The organism is Sphingomonas cynarae, assembly GCF_039537815.1.
GTDB lineage: Bacteria > Pseudomonadota > Alphaproteobacteria > Sphingomonadales > Sphingomonadaceae > Sphingomonas > Sphingomonas cynarae.
On sequence record NZ_BAABBF010000003.1, the window covers coordinates 325,638 to 341,924 of the forward strand.

General features: G+C 65.9%; 16 protein-coding genes. 5 read left to right on the forward strand and 11 right to left on the reverse strand.

Features of this window, described 5'->3' with window-relative positions:
• Window positions 1-98: 98 nt before the first annotated feature.
• Window positions 99-1,442: a hypothetical protein gene (locus ABD719_RS08180; protein WP_344692854.1), complete on the reverse strand. Its 1,344-nt coding sequence runs from the start codon at window positions 1,440-1,442 to the stop codon at window positions 99-101.
• 223 nt (window positions 1,443-1,665) lie between these two features.
• Here ABD719_RS08180 and ABD719_RS08185 point away from each other — a divergent pair, with 223 nt between their 5' ends.
• Complete coding sequence (locus tag ABD719_RS08185; RefSeq protein WP_344692856.1) at window positions 1,666-1,938, forward strand: hypothetical protein; 273 nt, start codon at window positions 1,666-1,668, stop codon at window positions 1,936-1,938.
• Window positions 1,939-2,102: 164 nt separating this feature from the next.
• Window positions 2,103-2,657 carry a hypothetical protein gene (locus tag ABD719_RS08190; RefSeq protein WP_344692857.1) on the forward strand — a complete coding sequence of 185 codons (555 nt, stop codon included), beginning with the start codon at window positions 2,103-2,105 and terminating at the stop codon, window positions 2,655-2,657.
• A gap of 117 nt (window positions 2,658-2,774) precedes the next feature.
• Here ABD719_RS08190 and ABD719_RS08195 read toward each other — a convergent pair whose 3' ends face one another.
• From ABD719_RS08195 to ABD719_RS08225, 7 genes are read right to left on the reverse strand one after another with little or no spacing between them, the layout of a single operon-like run.
• The gene (locus ABD719_RS08195; protein ID WP_344692858.1) at window positions 2,775-4,124 is read right to left on the reverse strand and encodes an oligosaccharide flippase family protein; all 1,350 of its coding nucleotides are present in this window, start codon (window positions 4,122-4,124) and stop codon (window positions 2,775-2,777) included.
• Between the two features lie 54 nt (window positions 4,125-4,178).
• Window positions 4,179-5,441: a glycosyltransferase family 4 protein gene (locus tag ABD719_RS08200; RefSeq protein ID WP_344692859.1), complete on the reverse strand. Its 1,263-nt coding sequence runs from the start codon at window positions 5,439-5,441 to the stop codon at window positions 4,179-4,181.
• The gene (locus ABD719_RS08205; RefSeq protein ID WP_344692860.1) at window positions 5,441-6,406 is read right to left on the reverse strand and encodes a hypothetical protein; all 966 of its coding nucleotides are present in this window, start codon (window positions 6,404-6,406) and stop codon (window positions 5,441-5,443) included. Before ABD719_RS08205 ends, ABD719_RS08200 begins: the two co-directional genes overlap by 1 nt.
• 19 nt (window positions 6,407-6,425) lie before the next feature.
• Window positions 6,426-7,199, reverse strand: coding sequence for a CpsD/CapB family tyrosine-protein kinase (locus ABD719_RS08210; protein WP_344692861.1), 774 nt, complete (start codon window positions 7,197-7,199; stop codon window positions 6,426-6,428).
• Window positions 7,200-7,218: 19 nt separating this feature from the next.
• A complete protein-coding gene (locus tag ABD719_RS08215; protein ID WP_344692862.1) occupies window positions 7,219-8,679 on the reverse strand; it encodes a GumC family protein in 1,461 nt (486 codons plus the stop codon).
• Window positions 8,679-10,013 carry a hypothetical protein gene (locus ABD719_RS08220; protein WP_344692863.1) on the reverse strand — a complete coding sequence of 445 codons (1,335 nt, stop codon included), beginning with the start codon at window positions 10,011-10,013 and terminating at the stop codon, window positions 8,679-8,681. The genes ABD719_RS08215 and ABD719_RS08220 overlap by 1 nt, the downstream gene beginning before the upstream one ends.
• Window positions 10,013-10,624, reverse strand: coding sequence for a polysaccharide biosynthesis/export family protein (locus ABD719_RS08225; protein WP_344692864.1), 612 nt, complete (start codon window positions 10,622-10,624; stop codon window positions 10,013-10,015). Before ABD719_RS08225 ends, ABD719_RS08220 begins: the two co-directional genes overlap by 1 nt.
• A 187-nt stretch (window positions 10,625-10,811) precedes the next feature.
• Here ABD719_RS08225 and ABD719_RS08230 point away from each other — a divergent pair, with 187 nt between their 5' ends.
• A complete protein-coding gene (locus ABD719_RS08230) occupies window positions 10,812-12,431 on the forward strand; it encodes a tetratricopeptide repeat protein (protein WP_344692865.1) in 1,620 nt (539 codons plus the stop codon).
• Window positions 12,431-13,213 carry a WecB/TagA/CpsF family glycosyltransferase gene (locus ABD719_RS08235; protein ID WP_344692866.1) on the forward strand — a complete coding sequence of 261 codons (783 nt, stop codon included), beginning with the start codon at window positions 12,431-12,433 and terminating at the stop codon, window positions 13,211-13,213. The genes ABD719_RS08230 and ABD719_RS08235 overlap by 1 nt, the downstream gene beginning before the upstream one ends.
• Window positions 13,214-13,235: 22 nt before the next feature.
• Here ABD719_RS08235 and ABD719_RS08240 read toward each other — a convergent pair whose 3' ends face one another.
• Window positions 13,236-14,081 carry an EpsD family peptidyl-prolyl cis-trans isomerase gene (locus ABD719_RS08240; RefSeq protein ID WP_344692867.1) on the reverse strand — a complete coding sequence of 282 codons (846 nt, stop codon included), beginning with the start codon at window positions 14,079-14,081 and terminating at the stop codon, window positions 13,236-13,238.
• Between the two features lie 110 nt (window positions 14,082-14,191).
• On the opposite strand from ABD719_RS08240, the gene ABD719_RS08245 reads away from it, so the two are divergent.
• Window positions 14,192-14,434: an XrtV sorting system accessory protein gene (locus ABD719_RS08245; RefSeq protein WP_344692868.1), complete on the forward strand. Its 243-nt coding sequence runs from the start codon at window positions 14,192-14,194 to the stop codon at window positions 14,432-14,434.
• A 58-nt stretch (window positions 14,435-14,492) separates the two neighbouring features.
• Here the strand turns inward: ABD719_RS08245 and epsI are convergent, their stop codons facing one another.
• Both epsI and xrtV read right to left on the reverse strand, forming a co-directional pair.
• On the reverse strand, window positions 14,493-15,251 hold the full coding sequence (gene epsI, locus ABD719_RS08250; RefSeq protein ID WP_344692869.1) for an exosortase-associated protein EpsI, V-type: 759 nt from the start codon (window positions 15,249-15,251) through the stop codon (window positions 14,493-14,495).
• Complete coding sequence (xrtV, locus tag ABD719_RS08255; RefSeq protein ID WP_344692870.1) at window positions 15,248-16,246, reverse strand: exosortase V; 999 nt, start codon at window positions 16,244-16,246, stop codon at window positions 15,248-15,250. The genes epsI and xrtV overlap by 4 nt, the downstream gene beginning before the upstream one ends.
• Window positions 16,247-16,287: the final 41 nt, after the last annotated feature.

The window sequence follows — 16,287 nt, forward strand, 5'->3', positions numbered from 1 at the left end:
CGTAAGGGTCGCCAAACGGCCAGCGGCGGCAGAGGACCGTATCGATCTCCCGCCGCCGCATCTGTCGTGATTGATGGTGACCGATTGGTATCGATCGATTATTTCCGACCCATGGCGATGGCGGCGCGTCGTTTGGGGGTTTCGCTGAGGGGCTGTCCGGAATATTCGCGCAGGCCCCAGGCGCCGAAGCTGCTGATGGGGCTGGTGCTCGAATACAGCATCAGCGTGTCGTTGAACCGCGTCTTCCAGTCGGTGATGTAGTTCGTGTAGATGTCGTACATCAGGTTCGACCGGTTGAGCGCACTGATGCGGGTCAGGCCACCCGTCTCCAGCACATGCTGCCCTGCCTCATAGGCGATGTATCGCTTGCCATACTTCTTCGCCCAGGCGGCATTGGCCTCACCCTCGTTGGCCAGCGTCTTCTTCGCCTCGCCGGCCAGATCGGACAGCAACAGGCCGGTGTCGGTCTGCTTGGCGCGCGCACCCTCGAAGAAGGAGTGACCGAAATACGGCGCGGTCGCCAGCGCATCGATGTTGTCCGCCAGCCCCGGGGCGGTCATCACCATCTCCGCGGTCCACGGGTTGCCGTGCTGCGTCGCGGCCACCCGGACCAGCTGACCCGGACGGTCGGCGAACACCTTCGCCCAGATCCGCATCACCTCGCCGGTGCGCTGCGCATAACGGCGCAGGTTGGCGATGAAGCCGTTGTCCGACAGCTTGCGGGCCAGCCCCTCCGCCTCTGCCTGACGGGCGACCGGGAAGGTATAGTTCCAGACCTCGTTCGACAGCTCGACATAGACGCGGCGGTTCGCCGGAATGCCGTCGTGCATCAACTGCGCCATGCGGGTGATATAATCGTCGTCCGCATTCCAGGGCACGTTCACCCAAGGCTCGGCCGACAGCTTGTTCGACAGCGCCACGATATGCTCCAGCGCAGGCCCCTGTGGGCGCGACTGGTAGATTGAGCCCGGCAGGGTCCGGTCAGCCCACTTCGCCGACTGCGGGTTCGTGTTCGCCGCCGACCAGTCCATAAATCGTAGCGTCCCGTAGGGCTTGAGCGAATCGATGAACTCCTGGCTGAACACGTCGCTGCGCGCCATGCCCTTCTCGCGGCAATCCAGATTGCGGACCGGATCACTGGCGCTCATGTTGCGCAGGCTCAGCCATACCCGCGCATCGCTCAGCTTGTTCGGCGAGAACCGGAACTCGGAACTGTGGTCGCCCGGACCATCACCGCCACCACCCCGGTTGCCCTGGATCGAAACCGTACCCGTCCCCTCCCAGGTGCAACGGATGATCGCACCTGCACCGGTCAGAACCTCCGCCGTCGGCGTCAGGATACGCACCACCTCGCGGCCTGCCGGCATCGCCGAGGGACGCATGTTGCCGTTGGCGTCCTGCTCGGAATCCGACACCTCGCCCCAGCCCTTGGCCGGATCCATCCAGTTCGATCCCGTCAGCAAATTCGCAAACGATCGCTCACCACTCCAATACGTCACCACCGCCAGGTTCACGCCTAGTTGAAAACCGGGCTCAGGCGACATGGAAACAGTTGGAGTTGGAGTTGGAGTTGGAGTCGGGGTCGGGGTCGGGGTCGGGGTCGGGGTCGGGGTCGGGGTCGGGGTCGGGGTCGGGGTCGGGGTCGGGGTCGGGGTCGGGTCCGGCGTGGTGACGGGTGTGCCGGTAGGCACCACTGTCACGTCGGATGTGATCGCAGGCTCACCACCCGATCCGCCGCAAGCACTCAATGAAAAAGCTGCCGACAGCATCGCGGCAGCAGTAACGATTTTCCGACCCGAACAACCTCCCGATCGAGTCAGTCTTGCGAATTCGTGCCGTGACAATGGCCACACTCCCGAGCATTTGTTCATCGGGAGGTACAAAAAAGTGATTATTATCCAATTAATTGGCGGTTTATACCCTCGAAAGGAAGATTGACAATCCTTCCCCCCTGGAGCCGTGATTCGGCATATTCTGCCCGATCACTTCTTTCATGAGACGTCGGTCAGGTTCGCAGTCGAGGACATCAACCGTGTCCGTTGGGAATCCGCCGGAGCCCGGCGGGTCACATCGATCTGCGCACTATGCCCAACGAGGGTATCTTGCAAAATTCGATCATGGATGCGGATTGTGCGTTGATAGTATCGCTGGTTGACCGACACGAATCGGCGGGCGGGCCATTCATGAACCCGCCGCTGTCGGGCGCGATGCTGGCATTATGCTTCGTCACAGCCTTTGCCACGCGCGACCTGTTCAGGACCGCGATGGGCCACCGGGTCATATGGCGGTGCTGGGTGGGGAGAATGTTCGTCATGCAGACCCGGGCGGCTTCGCTGGACGAGGTGTTCGGTACCGTCGGGGTGGTCGTATCACGCCGAGGTATCAGGGAAGTTATTAGCTCTCTTTCCGTCCTGACGATTGAGGGCGGCGGTATCTATGCCACCGCTCTAATCAGTCCACGCGTGGCAGGGTTGGTAAGCTTTTCGTCGGATGTGCAGGGAAGCAGTCAGTATCGCGACCGGCATACCGATCTGGATGTGGAGATCGTCAAGCCGTATCCGGTAATCGGCCAAGCGCCTGCGGCCGTGCAGATTCAGATGTCCAGCGGGGAGGCCGTCACCCATGTTGTCCCCCGACCGCCGCCGCGACGAGGATGAAGCTCTCACCACAGCTCCTGCCTGAAACTGACAAAGGTAGAAGCCATAGATTGATTTTGCCGTCATTGCTTCGCCACGCGGGCAATGACGGAAGGCTCAGGCTGATGTCATCGCAGTCTATCGGATATTGAACAGCGCCATGATCGCCTGTTCGCCGCTATAACCGATGGCGATGCCGGTGAGACCCACGAGGATGAACAGCAGTTCGCGGGAAACGTTCAGGAACCCGTGCCGCCGCAGCGCGATCCACGCGATCACCTGTGCGGCGAACTCGACGGTCCCGACCGCCCAGACGATGCCGACCGGCCCCAGCTGCGACCATGCGATCCAGCCCACGATCGCCAGATAGCCCAGCCGGGCGAGATTGGTCACGAAGGTGAAGCGGGTATTGCCGATCGCGATCATCACCTCGTTGGCCGCGTAATTGCCTGCCGCAAAAAACGTCGAGATCGACAGGATCTGCAGATACATCGCCGCACCCGCATAACGCGGATCGTACAACAGGGTGATGACGAGATGCGCGCACCCGATGAACCCGCCGGCGGCAAACATGTAGAACAGCGTCTGCGGCATCCGCACGCTGTAGAACTTCGTCCGCAGCGCTTCCGGCGACTCGCGGAATATCTCGGCATACAGCGGATAAAGAACGCGGCCGGCATAGGCAGTGACGAGTCCGATCGGCGCCACCGCCAGTCCGGCAGCGATGATATAGATGCCCATCATGTCGAGCGGAAACGCCCGCGCCAGCACCAGCTTGTCGCCCTGCGTTATCAACAGCGTCAGCATCGTCGACCCGGTGATGAACCGCGAGAACTGCCACAGTTCCGCCGCCCGCGCCTTCGAGAAGCGGAACCGCTGGCTCGAATCCGGATAGAGCCAGTAGCTGACCCCGACCGACAACAGCTGCCCCAGCAATGTCGACAGGATGATCGCCCAGAAGGAACGGAAGATCAGCGCACAGATGATCGAGATCACCAGTCCCACGATCTGGCTGCCGACATCGATCGAGCTCATCATCTTGACCCGCCGGGCACGCAGCGCGTTGAACGGCGCCATCGATCCCAACCCGTCGATCAGCGATGTCAGCCCCGCAACCGCGATCGGCCATTGCAGCTCCGGTTTCTCCATGAACTGCGCGATCGGCCCGGCCAGGATCGCGACCAGGATCGACAGGGCGATGCCGCGCACCAGCTTCAACGTCCATACTTCGTCGCGGAAATCGCGGTCGATGCCCTTTTCGTGACGCACGATGAAGGCGATGATGCCGACATCGGAAATCAGCGCGAAGGTGACCATCACCGAGGTGATGATCCCGACGATCGCGAACGCCTCCGCATTCAGCAGCCGGGTCAGGATGACTGAACTGACGATCCGCAGCACGTTCTGGAGCAGCATCACGCCGACCACGACCGACGTGTCGCTCGTCACCCCGCGTCGCACGGCACGAAAGGCCGCCGCCGGGGACATCAGCGGGTTCGGGAGTATTCTGATCGGCATCGATGCTCGCTCGAAAGACGGAGGTCAGGAAGTAGTCGGGGGGCTCCGGCGAGCGCGGCGATACACGTCCTGCCAGCGGCCGAGAAGATCACGCCAGCGAAAACCGAGCGCCATCGCCTTGGCCCGTGCCCGACCGGCCAGTTGGTCGGCGAACGCTCCGTCCTGGCCCAGCCGATCCATTGCCGCCGCCAGCGCAGCGACCACCGCCTCGTCACCGTCGGGCGGGATCATGATCGCCTCGTCGACGGTCAGCAGTTCCTGCGGCCCGGCCCAGTCGACGCAGATCACCGGCAGGCCCAGTACCATCGCTTCCTGAAAGGCGATGCCGTTGGCCTCGGCCAGTGACGGCATCACGAGCGCGCGATAGCCCGACAGCCGGTCGTGCAGCGCCGGCCCGGTCGGCATCCAGCCGATGAAGCGTACCCGCTCGCCCAGCCCCAGTCGTTCGGCCAACGCGGTCAGTTCGCCGCGTGACGGCCCGTCGCCGATGATGTCCAGCGTCGCACCGGCATCGCCGCGCGCCAGCGCCCGTATCGCGAGGTCGCAGCCCTTGTACGGAACCAGCCGACCGAGATGGACGAACGACCGGTTGACCCCGGCATGGCTTACCCGCGGCCGGTCGACCAGTGCATCGGGAATACCGCAATCGAGCGTGCGGATCAGCCGATCCTCGTCGCAACCGCCCAGCAGCAGCGCCGCCGCGGTCCGGTCGCCGCCCGACACCAGCAACAACGCATCCCGCTTGCCGCGAAACAGCCGGCCGAGCAGCCATTGCAGCGGCCGCAGAATGGCCGCGCCGATCGCCTTGCCCGCCGATTCGCGATCGCGAAATGCGGGGGGATGGGTGACGTTGCCGTTCAGCGGACCGATCACCACCGCCCGCCCCGGCATCCGGAAATAGGGGAGCACCGGCGAGATCGGCGAGGTGAAATGGACGATGTCGGGCAAGAAGTCGTTCGCGACCCGCACCGCCAGCCGGTGCAGCTGCCATGCGTTGAGCAGGGCCAGCATCGGCTTGGCGCGCAACCGGTGGAGCCATACCTGGGTCGGCCCGTCCTCGACATAATCGATCGCCAGATCGGGCTGGTCGGCCAGCATCTCGTCGCGGACGCGGGCATGCGTCACCTGCCGGACATCATGCCCCAGCGCCTTCAACTCGCGATGGATTTGCAGCGCCTTGATCCCCTCGCCGCCCATCCGCCGCGAGATGTTGGGGGCGACCAGCAGGACACGACGGATGCCGTCGAGCGTCGCCGCGCCCGCGTCTTCCTGCTCGGCGGGCGGCATCAACCGCCGCCCATCACCGAATACAGCCCCAGCTTGCGGGCGATCTGACGAACGCGGATTTTCCGTTCGAACTTGGCGCGGGGATAATCGACGAACGGCCGCACCGGCGTCGGCTCCAGCCGCGGGGTGCCGTTCGCGAACAGCCCTTCGCGCTCGGCATCGACCAGCCAGTCCTTGGCGATGCCGCCGGCATGGAACGCCTTCATCTCGCCGAACGCCAGTTGCCGCAGCATGTCCGGCCCGGTCTTTCCCAACCGCCGCGCGATTCGGCCAGCGACGGTGTTGCCGAAACAGTGCCAGGCGGCGGGATCGAAATAGCCGCCCCCCATCTTCTCGGCCAGCGCAGCCCAGACGATCGATTCGACATGCATCGACCGGACATGCGCATCGGTATCGAGCGTCGCCAGCAGTTCTTCCAGCACCCGGTAGGGCAACGGCGCACGGAACTGACAGACACCGATGTCGGTATGATCCGCCATCGGGATATTCTGGTCATAGGCATCGCGAACCAGTGGTTCGGGCAGCAGGCAGTTCGGCCGTTGCCACATCAGCAGCAGGCCGCTGGCCGGGGTAGGCTCGAACGAGAAGCGGTTGGGGAAATAGACGTCGGGATCGAGGATGATAACTTCCTCGCCATCCGCGGCGTACAGCACCGGATCGGTGATCTTGCGCCAGCAGGGATGGCCACCACGGAAATGACGGATCGCCGGATAATCCGCGAACTGCGTGGCGGCGCGTTCGTCGGCATCCGCCTGATCGAACACCGACAGCCGGTGCGGCGTGCCGACGACCAGTGGCGCCATGGCGGCACGCAGCGCATCTGCATCCGCCGGCGCGTCGGTCAGCAGCGCCAGATCGAGCGGTTCCGAGGCATTGCGGAACAGGCTGGCCATGCACGCCTGCGCATAGCGGAGCGACCGCGCGCCGAGGACGCAATAGACCTTGCGCGGTGTCGTACCGTTCACCTTCGCCTCCTGTCCGGTGTCAGTTGTAATAGTCGGAATAGCCGCTGCCCTTGCCGTAGCCATAGCCGTAATCGTCGCCGGTGAAGCCCTGGACGTAATTGTTCAGGACCGTGCCGAAACAGCGGACCGACTTCATCAGCCGCATCGAATCACGTACCTGCTTGGCGGTGGTGACACCGTCTTCGACGACCATGATGTACCCGTCGATCATCTCGCCGAGGATCATCGCATCGTCGTTGGCGAACACCGGTGGCATATCGCACAGGACGATGCCCGGCTCTGGCCGGCTCCGCGCCGCGGCGATCAGTTCCTGACAGCGGGACCCGGCGAGCAGTTCCGACGACAGCACGTTACGCACCGCGGTGGGATAGATCGTCAGTTGCTGACCCTCGATCCCCCAGGCCAGATCGGCCAGCTGGTCGTCCCGCCCGGAGAGATATTCGGTCAGCCCGCGTTCGACCGGGATGTTGTAGCGCTCCGCCACCGACCCGCGCCGCAGGTCGAGATCGAGGATGACGGTGCGCTGTTCGGGCAACCGTGCCATCGAGGCGGCCAGGTTGCAGGCGACGAAGGTCTTGCCGACCCGCGGGGTGGCGGACGTGATGCCGATCACGCGCACCCCTTCCCCCATCAGCCGGACGATCTGGGTCCGGAGCAGGTTGAACGAGCGCGATCGCTCGTCGCGACTGCGAAACCCGACAATGGCCTCGCCAAGATCGGCGGCGGGCAGGATATGCCGCGGCTCGGTACTGATCGTGACCGGGCCGGGGATATAAGGCGACTGGATATTCATCGACTGGGCGTTCCCGTGCTCAGGCTGGAGTGGCGGCGGCGGGCGCCCGCTTGCGGAAACGGGGCAGCCGGTCGCGCCAGCTCTTCTTCCGCAACAATTTCGGCACGATCACCAGCGGCGGTTCGCCGATCACGTTCTGAAGCGCGCCGACACCGCGAATGGGTCGGGCGATCAGTTCCAGCAGGAACGCGATCACCACCCCCAAGCCGGCACCCGCGATCAGGCCGCCCAGCACCAGCACCGGCCGGTTGGGCGAGGTCGGCTTGTCCGGCACCACCGGCGGATCGATCACCGTCAGCCGTTCGCCCCGGCGCTGCTCACTGATCTGCGCCGAACCGCGTGCGTTCATCAGATCGGTCTGCGCCGCCTGATAATTGCTGCGCAGCCCGTCCGCGCGCGCCTGCAGCTGCGAAATCTGCTCCAGCACCGCCGGGGCGCGGGCCTGTGCCTGCGCCAGCGCCGCGGTGCGCGACTGTTCGGTGCCCATCGCCGATCGCAGATTGGCGATAGAGGCATTGTTGGCGGCGATCTGGTTGCGGATCGCCCCGCCGACATCGGCACGGCTGACGTTCTGCGCGCCCAACCGCTTGGCCTCGGCGAGCCGCTGCTCGGCGGCACGGACGTCGGGGTGATTGTCCGAATAGATCGCGCGCGCCGATGCCAGCTGGGTTTCGGCGGCGGCGACGACGGGATCGCGGTCCACCGCGCCGCTCTGCTGGCGCAACTGGGCGGTCAGCTGGGCATTCTCGCGCTGGAGCTGGGCGATCTGCGTTTCATACCCGCCGCCACCCGACTGGATCATCATCGAACTGCCGGTCGACAGCGCCATGCCGTTGGCCAGCTTGATGCTTTCGACCTGCCGCTCGATGGCGCTGACCTGCCCGGCCAGATCGTTGGCACGCTGTTGCAGGAACTCGACCGTCCCCGTCGCCTGTTCCGCCGTCTGCGATGCGTCCAGCTTCACCAGTCGTTCGACGAAATCCTGCGCGACGATCTGCGCCTTGACCGCCTCGGGATAGCGGAACGACAGCGAGAAGGCGATCGTGTTCGACCCCGAGCCACCGATATCGGCCGATACCGGGGTGATGCTGGTGGCCCCGCGCATCGTGTCGAGCACCTCGGACAATTTCCCCCGCCGCCGCTCCTCGGGATACAGATTATTGCCCTCCACCAGCTCGATCAGGTCGGGCCGGCTGAGAATCTGCTGGCGCACGCTGGCGATGCGGCGATCGATCAGGTTGGTCGACGATGATGCCATCTGGCCACCGACATTGGCGGGAATCTGCGGGCTTTCGACCAGCAGCGTCGCCGATGACTGATAGCTCGCCGGCATCAGCGAGGCCGCGGCGATGCCGATGACGGTGCCGGCCACCGTCGGGGCGATGATCCACCAGCGTCGCTGCCACAGAATGGCAGGCAGGTACGGGATGATCCCGCCCCCCTGCTCGTTGTCCATGTCCTGCGCGTAACCTTCGTTCATTATCGTCTACCTGCTGACCACGACAGTCCCAGTCGTGCCCCTATGTCCGATCCGTCCGTGAACGAGCTGTTGACCCGGCGATAACTGACCTGCCCGACGAGCGACAGCCGCTGGCCGATCTGGCGTTGCAGGCTGACGTCGCCCGAATACAGGTCCTGGTTGCCGGCATCGGACAACCCGCCCGTCACATCGCGTATCACGCCGCCATCGACATGATTGATGCTGCCGCCGATCCCCAGCGACAGTTTTTCGGACAATCGCTGACTGTAGCTGAGGCCGGCGCTCGTCAGGACGCTGACCCCGCCCAGGCCAGTAGCGCTGGGCACCCGCGCCGCGTTGATGCAGCCCTGCCCCCGCTCGGTGATGCGGCACAGCGATCCCTCGACCGACAACGAGACGTTGGTGCCCGACGATCCGTCACGCACGATGCCGGCACCCGCCGCCGCGGTCATCGACCAGCGTGACGACAGGCTGCGCGAATAGGTGAAACGCGGCGTATAGACCTGTGACGACAGGCCGCGGGCATAGTCGACCTTGCTGATCGACAACTGGAACCCGCCGCTCGAAATTTCGGACAGCGAACGCGAATAGCCGAGATTGGCACCGTAGCTGTTGTAATTGGCCAGCTGCGCCGCACCGTCCGGATAGGTGGAACGCACTCCGTTCAGCCCGAAAGACAGGCTGGAACGGGCATCGACCAGATAGCTGCCGCTGAACTGCGCCTGCAACGTGTTGCGGCGCTGCCGCAGACCGATCAGGCCGACATCGCCGCTGATGCCGCCGGCTCCCGGCTGCGGGATGACAGGGTTGACCACGATCGGCGCCGTGCCGATCGCCACCGGATCGACGGCGCCTCCGGTCGTGCCCGTACCCGTCGTGCCCGTCCCGGTCCCGAGCGAGGGCACCGCCAGGGCCGACGGCACGAAGAAACCGCCGCCCGCCCCCAGTATCTGGCTGTCGTACATCGCGGTGACGCTCAGCGACGTACGCGGGCTCAGCCGCGTGCTGGCGCTGCCGTTGATGCCATAGCCGTCGTTGCTGCCCAGTCCGCCGGACAGATAGTCCGACCGGTTGTAGTTGGCACCGATCACCCCGTCGCTCACCCCGTCGACGAACCGGACCTGCGGCCTGATGTCCAGCTGTGTCGATGCCGCGCCACCCGATGATTCGGTCAGCAGCGGGTTGGTGGAATAGGCTCCGCCCGCCGTGACCGTGATAGACGGAAGCGTGGTCTGCGCAGCGACGGACGCCGGCATGACCGCGGCGATTGTACCCAGCAACAGGGCGGGCAGCGACACGGAGGCGGGTCGCGGATCGAAGCGGCCCCGCATCATCACGGCACCACGACGGTGTCGCCGCTCTGCAGTTCCGGCAGGCCGGACAGATCGCGCGCGCTGGGATTTCCCTTGATGAGGTCGGTCAGCCGGACCCGCATCGGCTCCAGGCCACTACCCTGCTTGCGCAGGATCAGGACGTCGTTCGTATTGGCGAAATCGGTCGGCCCGCCTGCACTGAAGATCGCCTCCAGCACGTTGAGGTAGCGGCCGGGGGTGAACGATCCCGGACTGCGGACCTTGCCGATCACCGACACCTGGAAACCCGACGGGGTCCGGATCGACACGGTCACCTGCGGCACCTGATCGCGGAACTGGCTGGCCAGCCCCTTGGAGATCGCGGCCTCCAGATCGGCGGGCAGCTTGCCGACCGCGTTGACCCGGCCGACCAGCGGGAACGAGAAGGTCCCGTCGGGCAGGACGCGGACGCTGCGCTGCAGGCGCTCTTCGCCCCAGACATAGATTTCCAGTTCGTCGCCGGGATTTACGCGATAGGGGGGAAGGGTTGCCGACCGGCTTGCCCCGGGCTGCTGCGCCAGGGCGGGCAGGCCAACGGCGACCGATGCCGCCGCACCGGCCACTGCCAGCGCCCGCATCACGACCATCTTCATCAACAAATCCCCATGTCTTGATCTCGACCCGTGCCGCCTTAGCCCGACGGGGTTGAGAAAGCCATAAGGCACGCGTCATCGCCGCCCCGTCGTTCCGGTGGCGATCCGCCGCCGCCCGGTGCTACAGGTCGCCCGCACCAACGATCGGGAAACGACATTGAAACGCCAACGCCGGCATGATGCGCCAATGCCGACACCCCCCGCCCCTCCGCGTCACGCACCGTACCGCACCGCCTTGTCATCCGCCGCCCTGATCGGCGCGATGCTGCTGGGCGCGGGCTGCACCTCGCGTGCCGAACGCGCCGCGGAGGCGATGGCGGCGGGTCAGCAACTGGCCGCCGCCGGCCAGTACGGCCCGGCCCAAGGGCAATTCGACATCGCCATCGCCGCACGCGACGATCTGCCCGAACTATGGCTGCTGCGCGCCCGCAACCAGATCGCACTCAACGATTATGCCGGCGCCTATGGCTCGTTCCGCAACGTACTGGATCAGGATCGCACCAACCGCGAGGCACTGGACGCGGTATCCCAGCTCTCGCTCGCCACCGGCCGGCTCGACGATGCGCGCGATTATTCGTCGCAGATACTGGCGCTTGATCCCAATAATGTCGGTGGCCTCATCATCGCCGCCACCGCCGCCTTCCGTCAGGGCCTGTACGATCAGGCGGAAGGGCAGTTGAAGCGCGCGCTCGAACTGGCGCCCGACACCGAATCGGCGCTGGTCCTGCAAAGCCAGTTCGCCATGCGCCGGGGACGCTTTGATCAGGCGGAATCGGTGTTGCAGCCGATCTTTCTCAAAACGGGCGGCAGCCGCGACGTCCGACGCCAATTGATGACGGTGTATGAACATTCCGCCGACGCGAAGGGCATGCTGGCGGTGGCGGCACGAAACGTCGCGGCCGAGGGCGACGACATCGCCAACCGGCTGGCGCTCGCCCGCCAGATGCTGCTGACCGGCGACCGTGCGGGTGGCGCGGCCCAGCTGAACCGCATCCACACCACCCGTCCCGGCGATGCGCGGCGCGACGCGACGGTCGCGATGCTCGCCGATGCCGATATGCCGACCGCGACGCTGGCACCGGCGCTGGCAACGCTGTCCGATCCCGATCCCGACCTGACGCTCGCGCTGGCCGATTACGCCTTGGTGCGACAGGATCACGCGGTGGCCGAACGACTGCTGGCGCCGCTGATCGCCGGCCGTCCGGCGGGGGTCGGCACCGCCGATCTCTACGGCGCCCGGGCCCACGCGCTCGCCGGACTCGGCCGCTATGGCGATGCGGCCCGTTTCGCGGCGGCCGCCCTCCGGTTCGATCACGAGCAGACCGACGCGCTGATGGCCCGCGTGCTGATCCAGTTGGCATCGCGCAATGCCGCCGGCGCCCTGCGTGACGCGCGGATCGTGGCGGCGGAAAATCCTGATTTCGCGCCGGGCTATGCGTTGTTGCGACGTGCCCTGATCGCCGCCGGCGAACCGCTGCTGGCGGATCGCGCGCTGTTCGATGCGGTGAACGCCAACCGCAACGATCCGGTCGCGCTGCGCCAGTTGACGGCGATGCTGGTGGCTAACGGGCGGGAACGCGACGCGCTGGATTACGCCCGCTCCTTCTCCCTGCGCAACGTCGCCTCGGTCGCGGGCTGGACGATCCGGGGCGACCTGTGCCGGATCACCGGCGACAATGCCTGTGCGGGCCGGGCCCGCGCGATCGTGGCACGGCTTCACGGCCAGTCGATACCCCTGCCCCCCGTCCCGACGGACGAGCGCACCGACCAGAACGCCGCCGATGCGGCCGACGTAAAGGACAATTGATGACGTCGACCACCAGCGCCGCGCCGGCGACGCGCGCGTTCCTCGGGCTGGATTACGATCTGCTGCCGATCGACGACGTGCTGGCGCAACTGGGGGCACGCCCCGCCGATGCGCCGTTCGTCTATCTCGTCACCCCCAATGTCGATCATGTCGTCCGCCTGCACGACGACACGTCCGACGATCGCGAGACGATCTGGGCGGCCTATCGCGCCGCCCGATGGTGTACCTGCGACAGCCGCATCCTCGCGGCCCTCGCCCGCCCGCGCGGGATCGACCTGCCGATCGCGCCGGGCAGCGACCTGACGCCGCTGGTGCTCGACCGGCTGTGCCGCCCCGGCGACCGGATCGCGGTGATCGGCGGCCGCGAATCGACGGTGGTGGCGTTAACCCGTCTCTATCCGGGACTCGACATCGTCCAGCATCGCCCACCGATGGGGATGCGCCGCAATCCGGCGGCGATGGCGGCGGCGGTGCGGTTCGTGGTAGAGGCGCGGCCCCGCTTCACCTTCCTCGCGGTCGGATCGCCGCAGCAGGAACTGCTCGCCCATCTGATCGCGCGCGATGGCGGCGCGACCGGTATCGGCCTGTGCATCGGCGCGGCGATCGAGTTCGTCGTCGGGGAAAGCAAACGCGCACCGCGGCTGTTCCAGCGACTGCATATCGAATGGGCGTTCCGGCTGCTCGCCGATCCCCGCCGGTTGTGGAAACGCTATCTCGTCACCGGACCGCGCATCTTCCGCCTGGTCCGCGAGCATCATCCGGGCGACACCCCCGGCGCGTGATCCGCGCCGGGGATACCGGATATCAGGTGGTCGGGGCCGCCGCCTTGGGCGTGGCGCCGGCCTTCGGCGCGAAGCCGGGCTGATAGTCGATCTTGGCGCCGTCGCGCGCCTGCTTCAGCTGCTTCTGCGCGATGTCGCCCACCGCGGCACGGCGGATCGCCTCGGCGGCGATGCGGCGGGCCGGGTCGCCCGCGATCGGCTGGGTTTCCTTGCCGGTGATGACGCTCACCACACCGCGGCCACCCGTCGCGACGACGAAGGGTTCGCCCGCCGGCAGATCCGTGACTGTCTTCAGGAACTGCGCCGGCGTGCCGCCGCTGTCGAGCTTGGCGGGCTGGCGCTGGGTCGGGATCGACATGCTCGTCAGCCGCTTCACGACCGCATCCAGGGTGTGATCCGCCTCCAGCGCCTTCAGCCGGCTCGGGTCCGCCGGCAGCGGGAACACGACCTGGTCGAGCGAATAGATGGTCCGCTGCGCGAACATCTCGGGATGCTGGGCGATGAAGCTGTCGATATCGCTCGCGCTCGGCACCGGTACGTTCTTCGTCACCTGCTGGCCGAGCATGTTGATCATCAGCTCGTCGTTCACCCGGCGCTGCTGCTGTAGATACTCGGGATCCTTGTCGATCCCGCGTTCGCGCGCCTGCTGGACCAGCAGCTTGCGGTTGACCAGGCTCTGCAAGGCCGCCGTGCGGATCGCGTCCTTGTCAGCGCCCGCCGGAGCGTTCTTCAGCTCGCCGTTCAGTTCGGACAGCGATACCTCCTCGCCGTTCACCACGGCTACGACCTGCCCGGTGGCGGAGCGCTTGCACCCCGTCACCGCGATCGCCGATGCCATGATCACGATCGTTAACGCTTTGGATCGCATAACTGTCTTTCACTCCTAACCAACGTCCACTAACCGGATCGGGCAGGCCCACCGGATGGCAGGGCTCCCGTACGTACCGCCAGGGGCGGATCTTTGGAAGGAACCACGTGATGCAGACTATCTACGATTGGATCACGGTCGCCTTCTTCGCCGGATTGGTGGTCCTGCTGCTGCAGCGTTCGGTCGGACCGGAAGAAAAGCAGGATTCGATGCTTCACTATATCGTTCCGGCCGGCGGCTGCGCGGTGACCAACTATCTGGGTAATGAGGGATATGACGCCTTCGCGATTCTCGTCTTCGTGGGAATCCTCGCCTATACCTGGTATTTCCTGAAACCCTTCGCGCGCACCTGAGCGCGGTGTTCCCGGCGATCCTGGTGCCGGTCCCTCGCGGACCGGCACCAGGCCGGGATCAATGCGGCCCGATCAGCATCGCCCGCCCCGCCCGGCCCGAATCGGCGACCAGCGTCTGTACGAACCGGGTCAGCGTCGCCATCGCCTCGCCACGATCGTCCGAGATCACCGAGACGCGGGCGAGCAGTCCGTCCGGGATGAATCCCTGCAGATTGGCCTTCGCCATCATCAGCCGCTGATCGAACCATCGGACCGGCATCGAATCGCCGATCCGGGTCCAGTACATCACATATTCCCGGCGCGCGCCGCGATCCGCTGCCAGGAAGCGGACGGGGATCGAGAAGCGGTCGTTGATCGGCACCGTCGCCGCGCTGTTCTCGATGATCGAGAAACCGGCGGCGGGATAGCATACTTCGGGCCGGTGGACCTGCAACCGGCCCTCCTGCACGCTGCTATAGGCCATCACCAGCATCACCGGATCGGCCCCGCCATCGGTATAGACGCGCGTGAGCAACTGTTCGTACAGCGTGCGCGACAACTGGTCTTCGGGCGGCAGCACCAGCCCCGATTGGGTGGCATAGCGCCACGACCCCAGTTGCTCCGGAATCAATTTGCCGAACACATCCTCGTTGATCCGCGCGACGCTGCGCCGGGGGACGTAGAGTTCGGACAGCGCCACGGTACCGCCCACCGCCAGCCCGATGAGGAGCTTGCGGCGCGACAGCAGGTCGGATCCGGCGCCGGCCGCGCCGTCGTCATGCCGGCTGTCGCGATCGCCGGTCAGGTCCTGACCCAGAATGACATCGCCCGCGCTCATGGCTTCATCAACCCCGTACGATGGCCGATCGCGGTGAAGATCTTGTCGATCAGGAAGATCGTCAGCACCGACACCACGAACATGAACAGCCCCGCCGCCTCGTGCAGGAAGCCCTGCGCCACCGCCTCGCCCGCATAATAGGTCAGCAGGACGAGGATCAGCACGCGCAGGAAATTGGCGAACACCGCGATCGGAAAGATCATCGCGATCAGCAGCAACGTGTACCGCCAGCTCGCATTATGCCGCAGATAGACATAGAAACTGCCGATCGCCGTCAGGCTGATGAGCGAGTTGAGCCCGGCACAGGCGGCGGCGATCAGCAGCTCGAACTGGCCGATATAGATACTGACGCCCGACGTCGCGACCGGATAGCCCAGCCGGGCGAGCAGCCCGACCACGCTTTGCGATATGACCAGCTTCACCGGCTGCGTGCCGATATCGACCACGGTCTGCGGGATCGGGATCAGGAACAGCGAATACAGGATCGGGAACCACAGCACCGCCAGCGGCCGTCGCCCGCCCACCGCATAGAGGATGGCGATGAACGACAGATACGCCGCCAGCCCCCGCACTTCGAGCAGACCGGTGATCCGCGCCGCCGCATAGAGCATCAGGCAGGGAATGAGGAACAGCGCCGCCTTCCACGCGGCGGGTGGCGAGGCGACCGCGGCGGCCTGCCTGGCGCTGAGGGCGAAGATCCAGATCGCGGTAGCGAACACGATCGGGGCATGGGCCGCCTGATCGGTGCCCCAGCCACGCGCCGCCAGATCGAGCAGGGTCGGCCCGGCGAGCAACGCCAGCCCCAGCCAATAGATTGGATGGCGGCGGAATGCCGTCCACAGCATAAGCGCGGTATCGCGCCACTCCTCGCGCCGGGTGGGCCGTGGCGGCGGGGGTGCCGCCGGCGGGCCATTGCCCGGTATCGTGGCAGACGGCACGCCACCGGCCCAGCCCGGTTCGGGTGACGCGGTGTCGGGAGAAACGCTCAGGTCCATGATACCGGCAAGTCTAACCGCCAAAAGTTAAGGGCAAACCC

What these genes read in the sequence shown, in the direction of transcription:
- ABD719_RS08240 (WP_344692867.1), bottom strand. Translation starts at nt 14,081, where the DNA reads ATGCGATCCAAAGCGTTAACGATCGTGATCATGGCATCGGCGATCGCG.
- ABD719_RS08235 (WP_344692866.1), top strand. Translation starts at nt 12,431, where the DNA reads ATGACGTCGACCACCAGCGCCGCGCCGGCGACGCGCGCGTTCCTCGGG.
- ABD719_RS08210 (WP_344692861.1), bottom strand. Translation starts at nt 7,199, where the DNA reads ATGAATATCCAGTCGCCTTATATCCCCGGCCCGGTCACGATCAGTACC.
- xrtV (WP_344692870.1), bottom strand. Translation starts at nt 16,246, where the DNA reads ATGGACCTGAGCGTTTCTCCCGACACCGCGTCACCCGAACCGGGCTGG.
- ABD719_RS08195 (WP_344692858.1), bottom strand. Translation starts at nt 4,124, where the DNA reads ATGTCCCCGGCGGCGGCCTTTCGTGCCGTGCGACGCGGGGTGACGAGC.
- epsI (WP_344692869.1), bottom strand. Translation starts at nt 15,251, where the DNA reads ATGAGCGCGGGCGATGTCATTCTGGGTCAGGACCTGACCGGCGATCGC.
- ABD719_RS08245 (WP_344692868.1), top strand. Translation starts at nt 14,192, where the DNA reads ATGCAGACTATCTACGATTGGATCACGGTCGCCTTCTTCGCCGGATTG.
- ABD719_RS08225 (WP_344692864.1), bottom strand. Translation starts at nt 10,624, where the DNA reads ATGAAGATGGTCGTGATGCGGGCGCTGGCAGTGGCCGGTGCGGCGGCA.
- ABD719_RS08215 (WP_344692862.1), bottom strand. Translation starts at nt 8,679, where the DNA reads ATGAACGAAGGTTACGCGCAGGACATGGACAACGAGCAGGGGGGCGGG.
- ABD719_RS08200 (WP_344692859.1), bottom strand. Translation starts at nt 5,441, where the DNA reads ATGCCGCCCGCCGAGCAGGAAGACGCGGGCGCGGCGACGCTCGACGGC.
- ABD719_RS08220 (WP_344692863.1), bottom strand. Translation starts at nt 10,013, where the DNA reads ATGATGCGGGGCCGCTTCGATCCGCGACCCGCCTCCGTGTCGCTGCCC.
- ABD719_RS08230 (WP_344692865.1), top strand. Translation starts at nt 10,812, where the DNA reads ATGCCGACACCCCCCGCCCCTCCGCGTCACGCACCGTACCGCACCGCC.
- ABD719_RS08180 (WP_344692854.1), bottom strand. Translation starts at nt 1,442, where the DNA reads ATGGATCCGGCCAAGGGCTGGGGCGAGGTGTCGGATTCCGAGCAGGAC.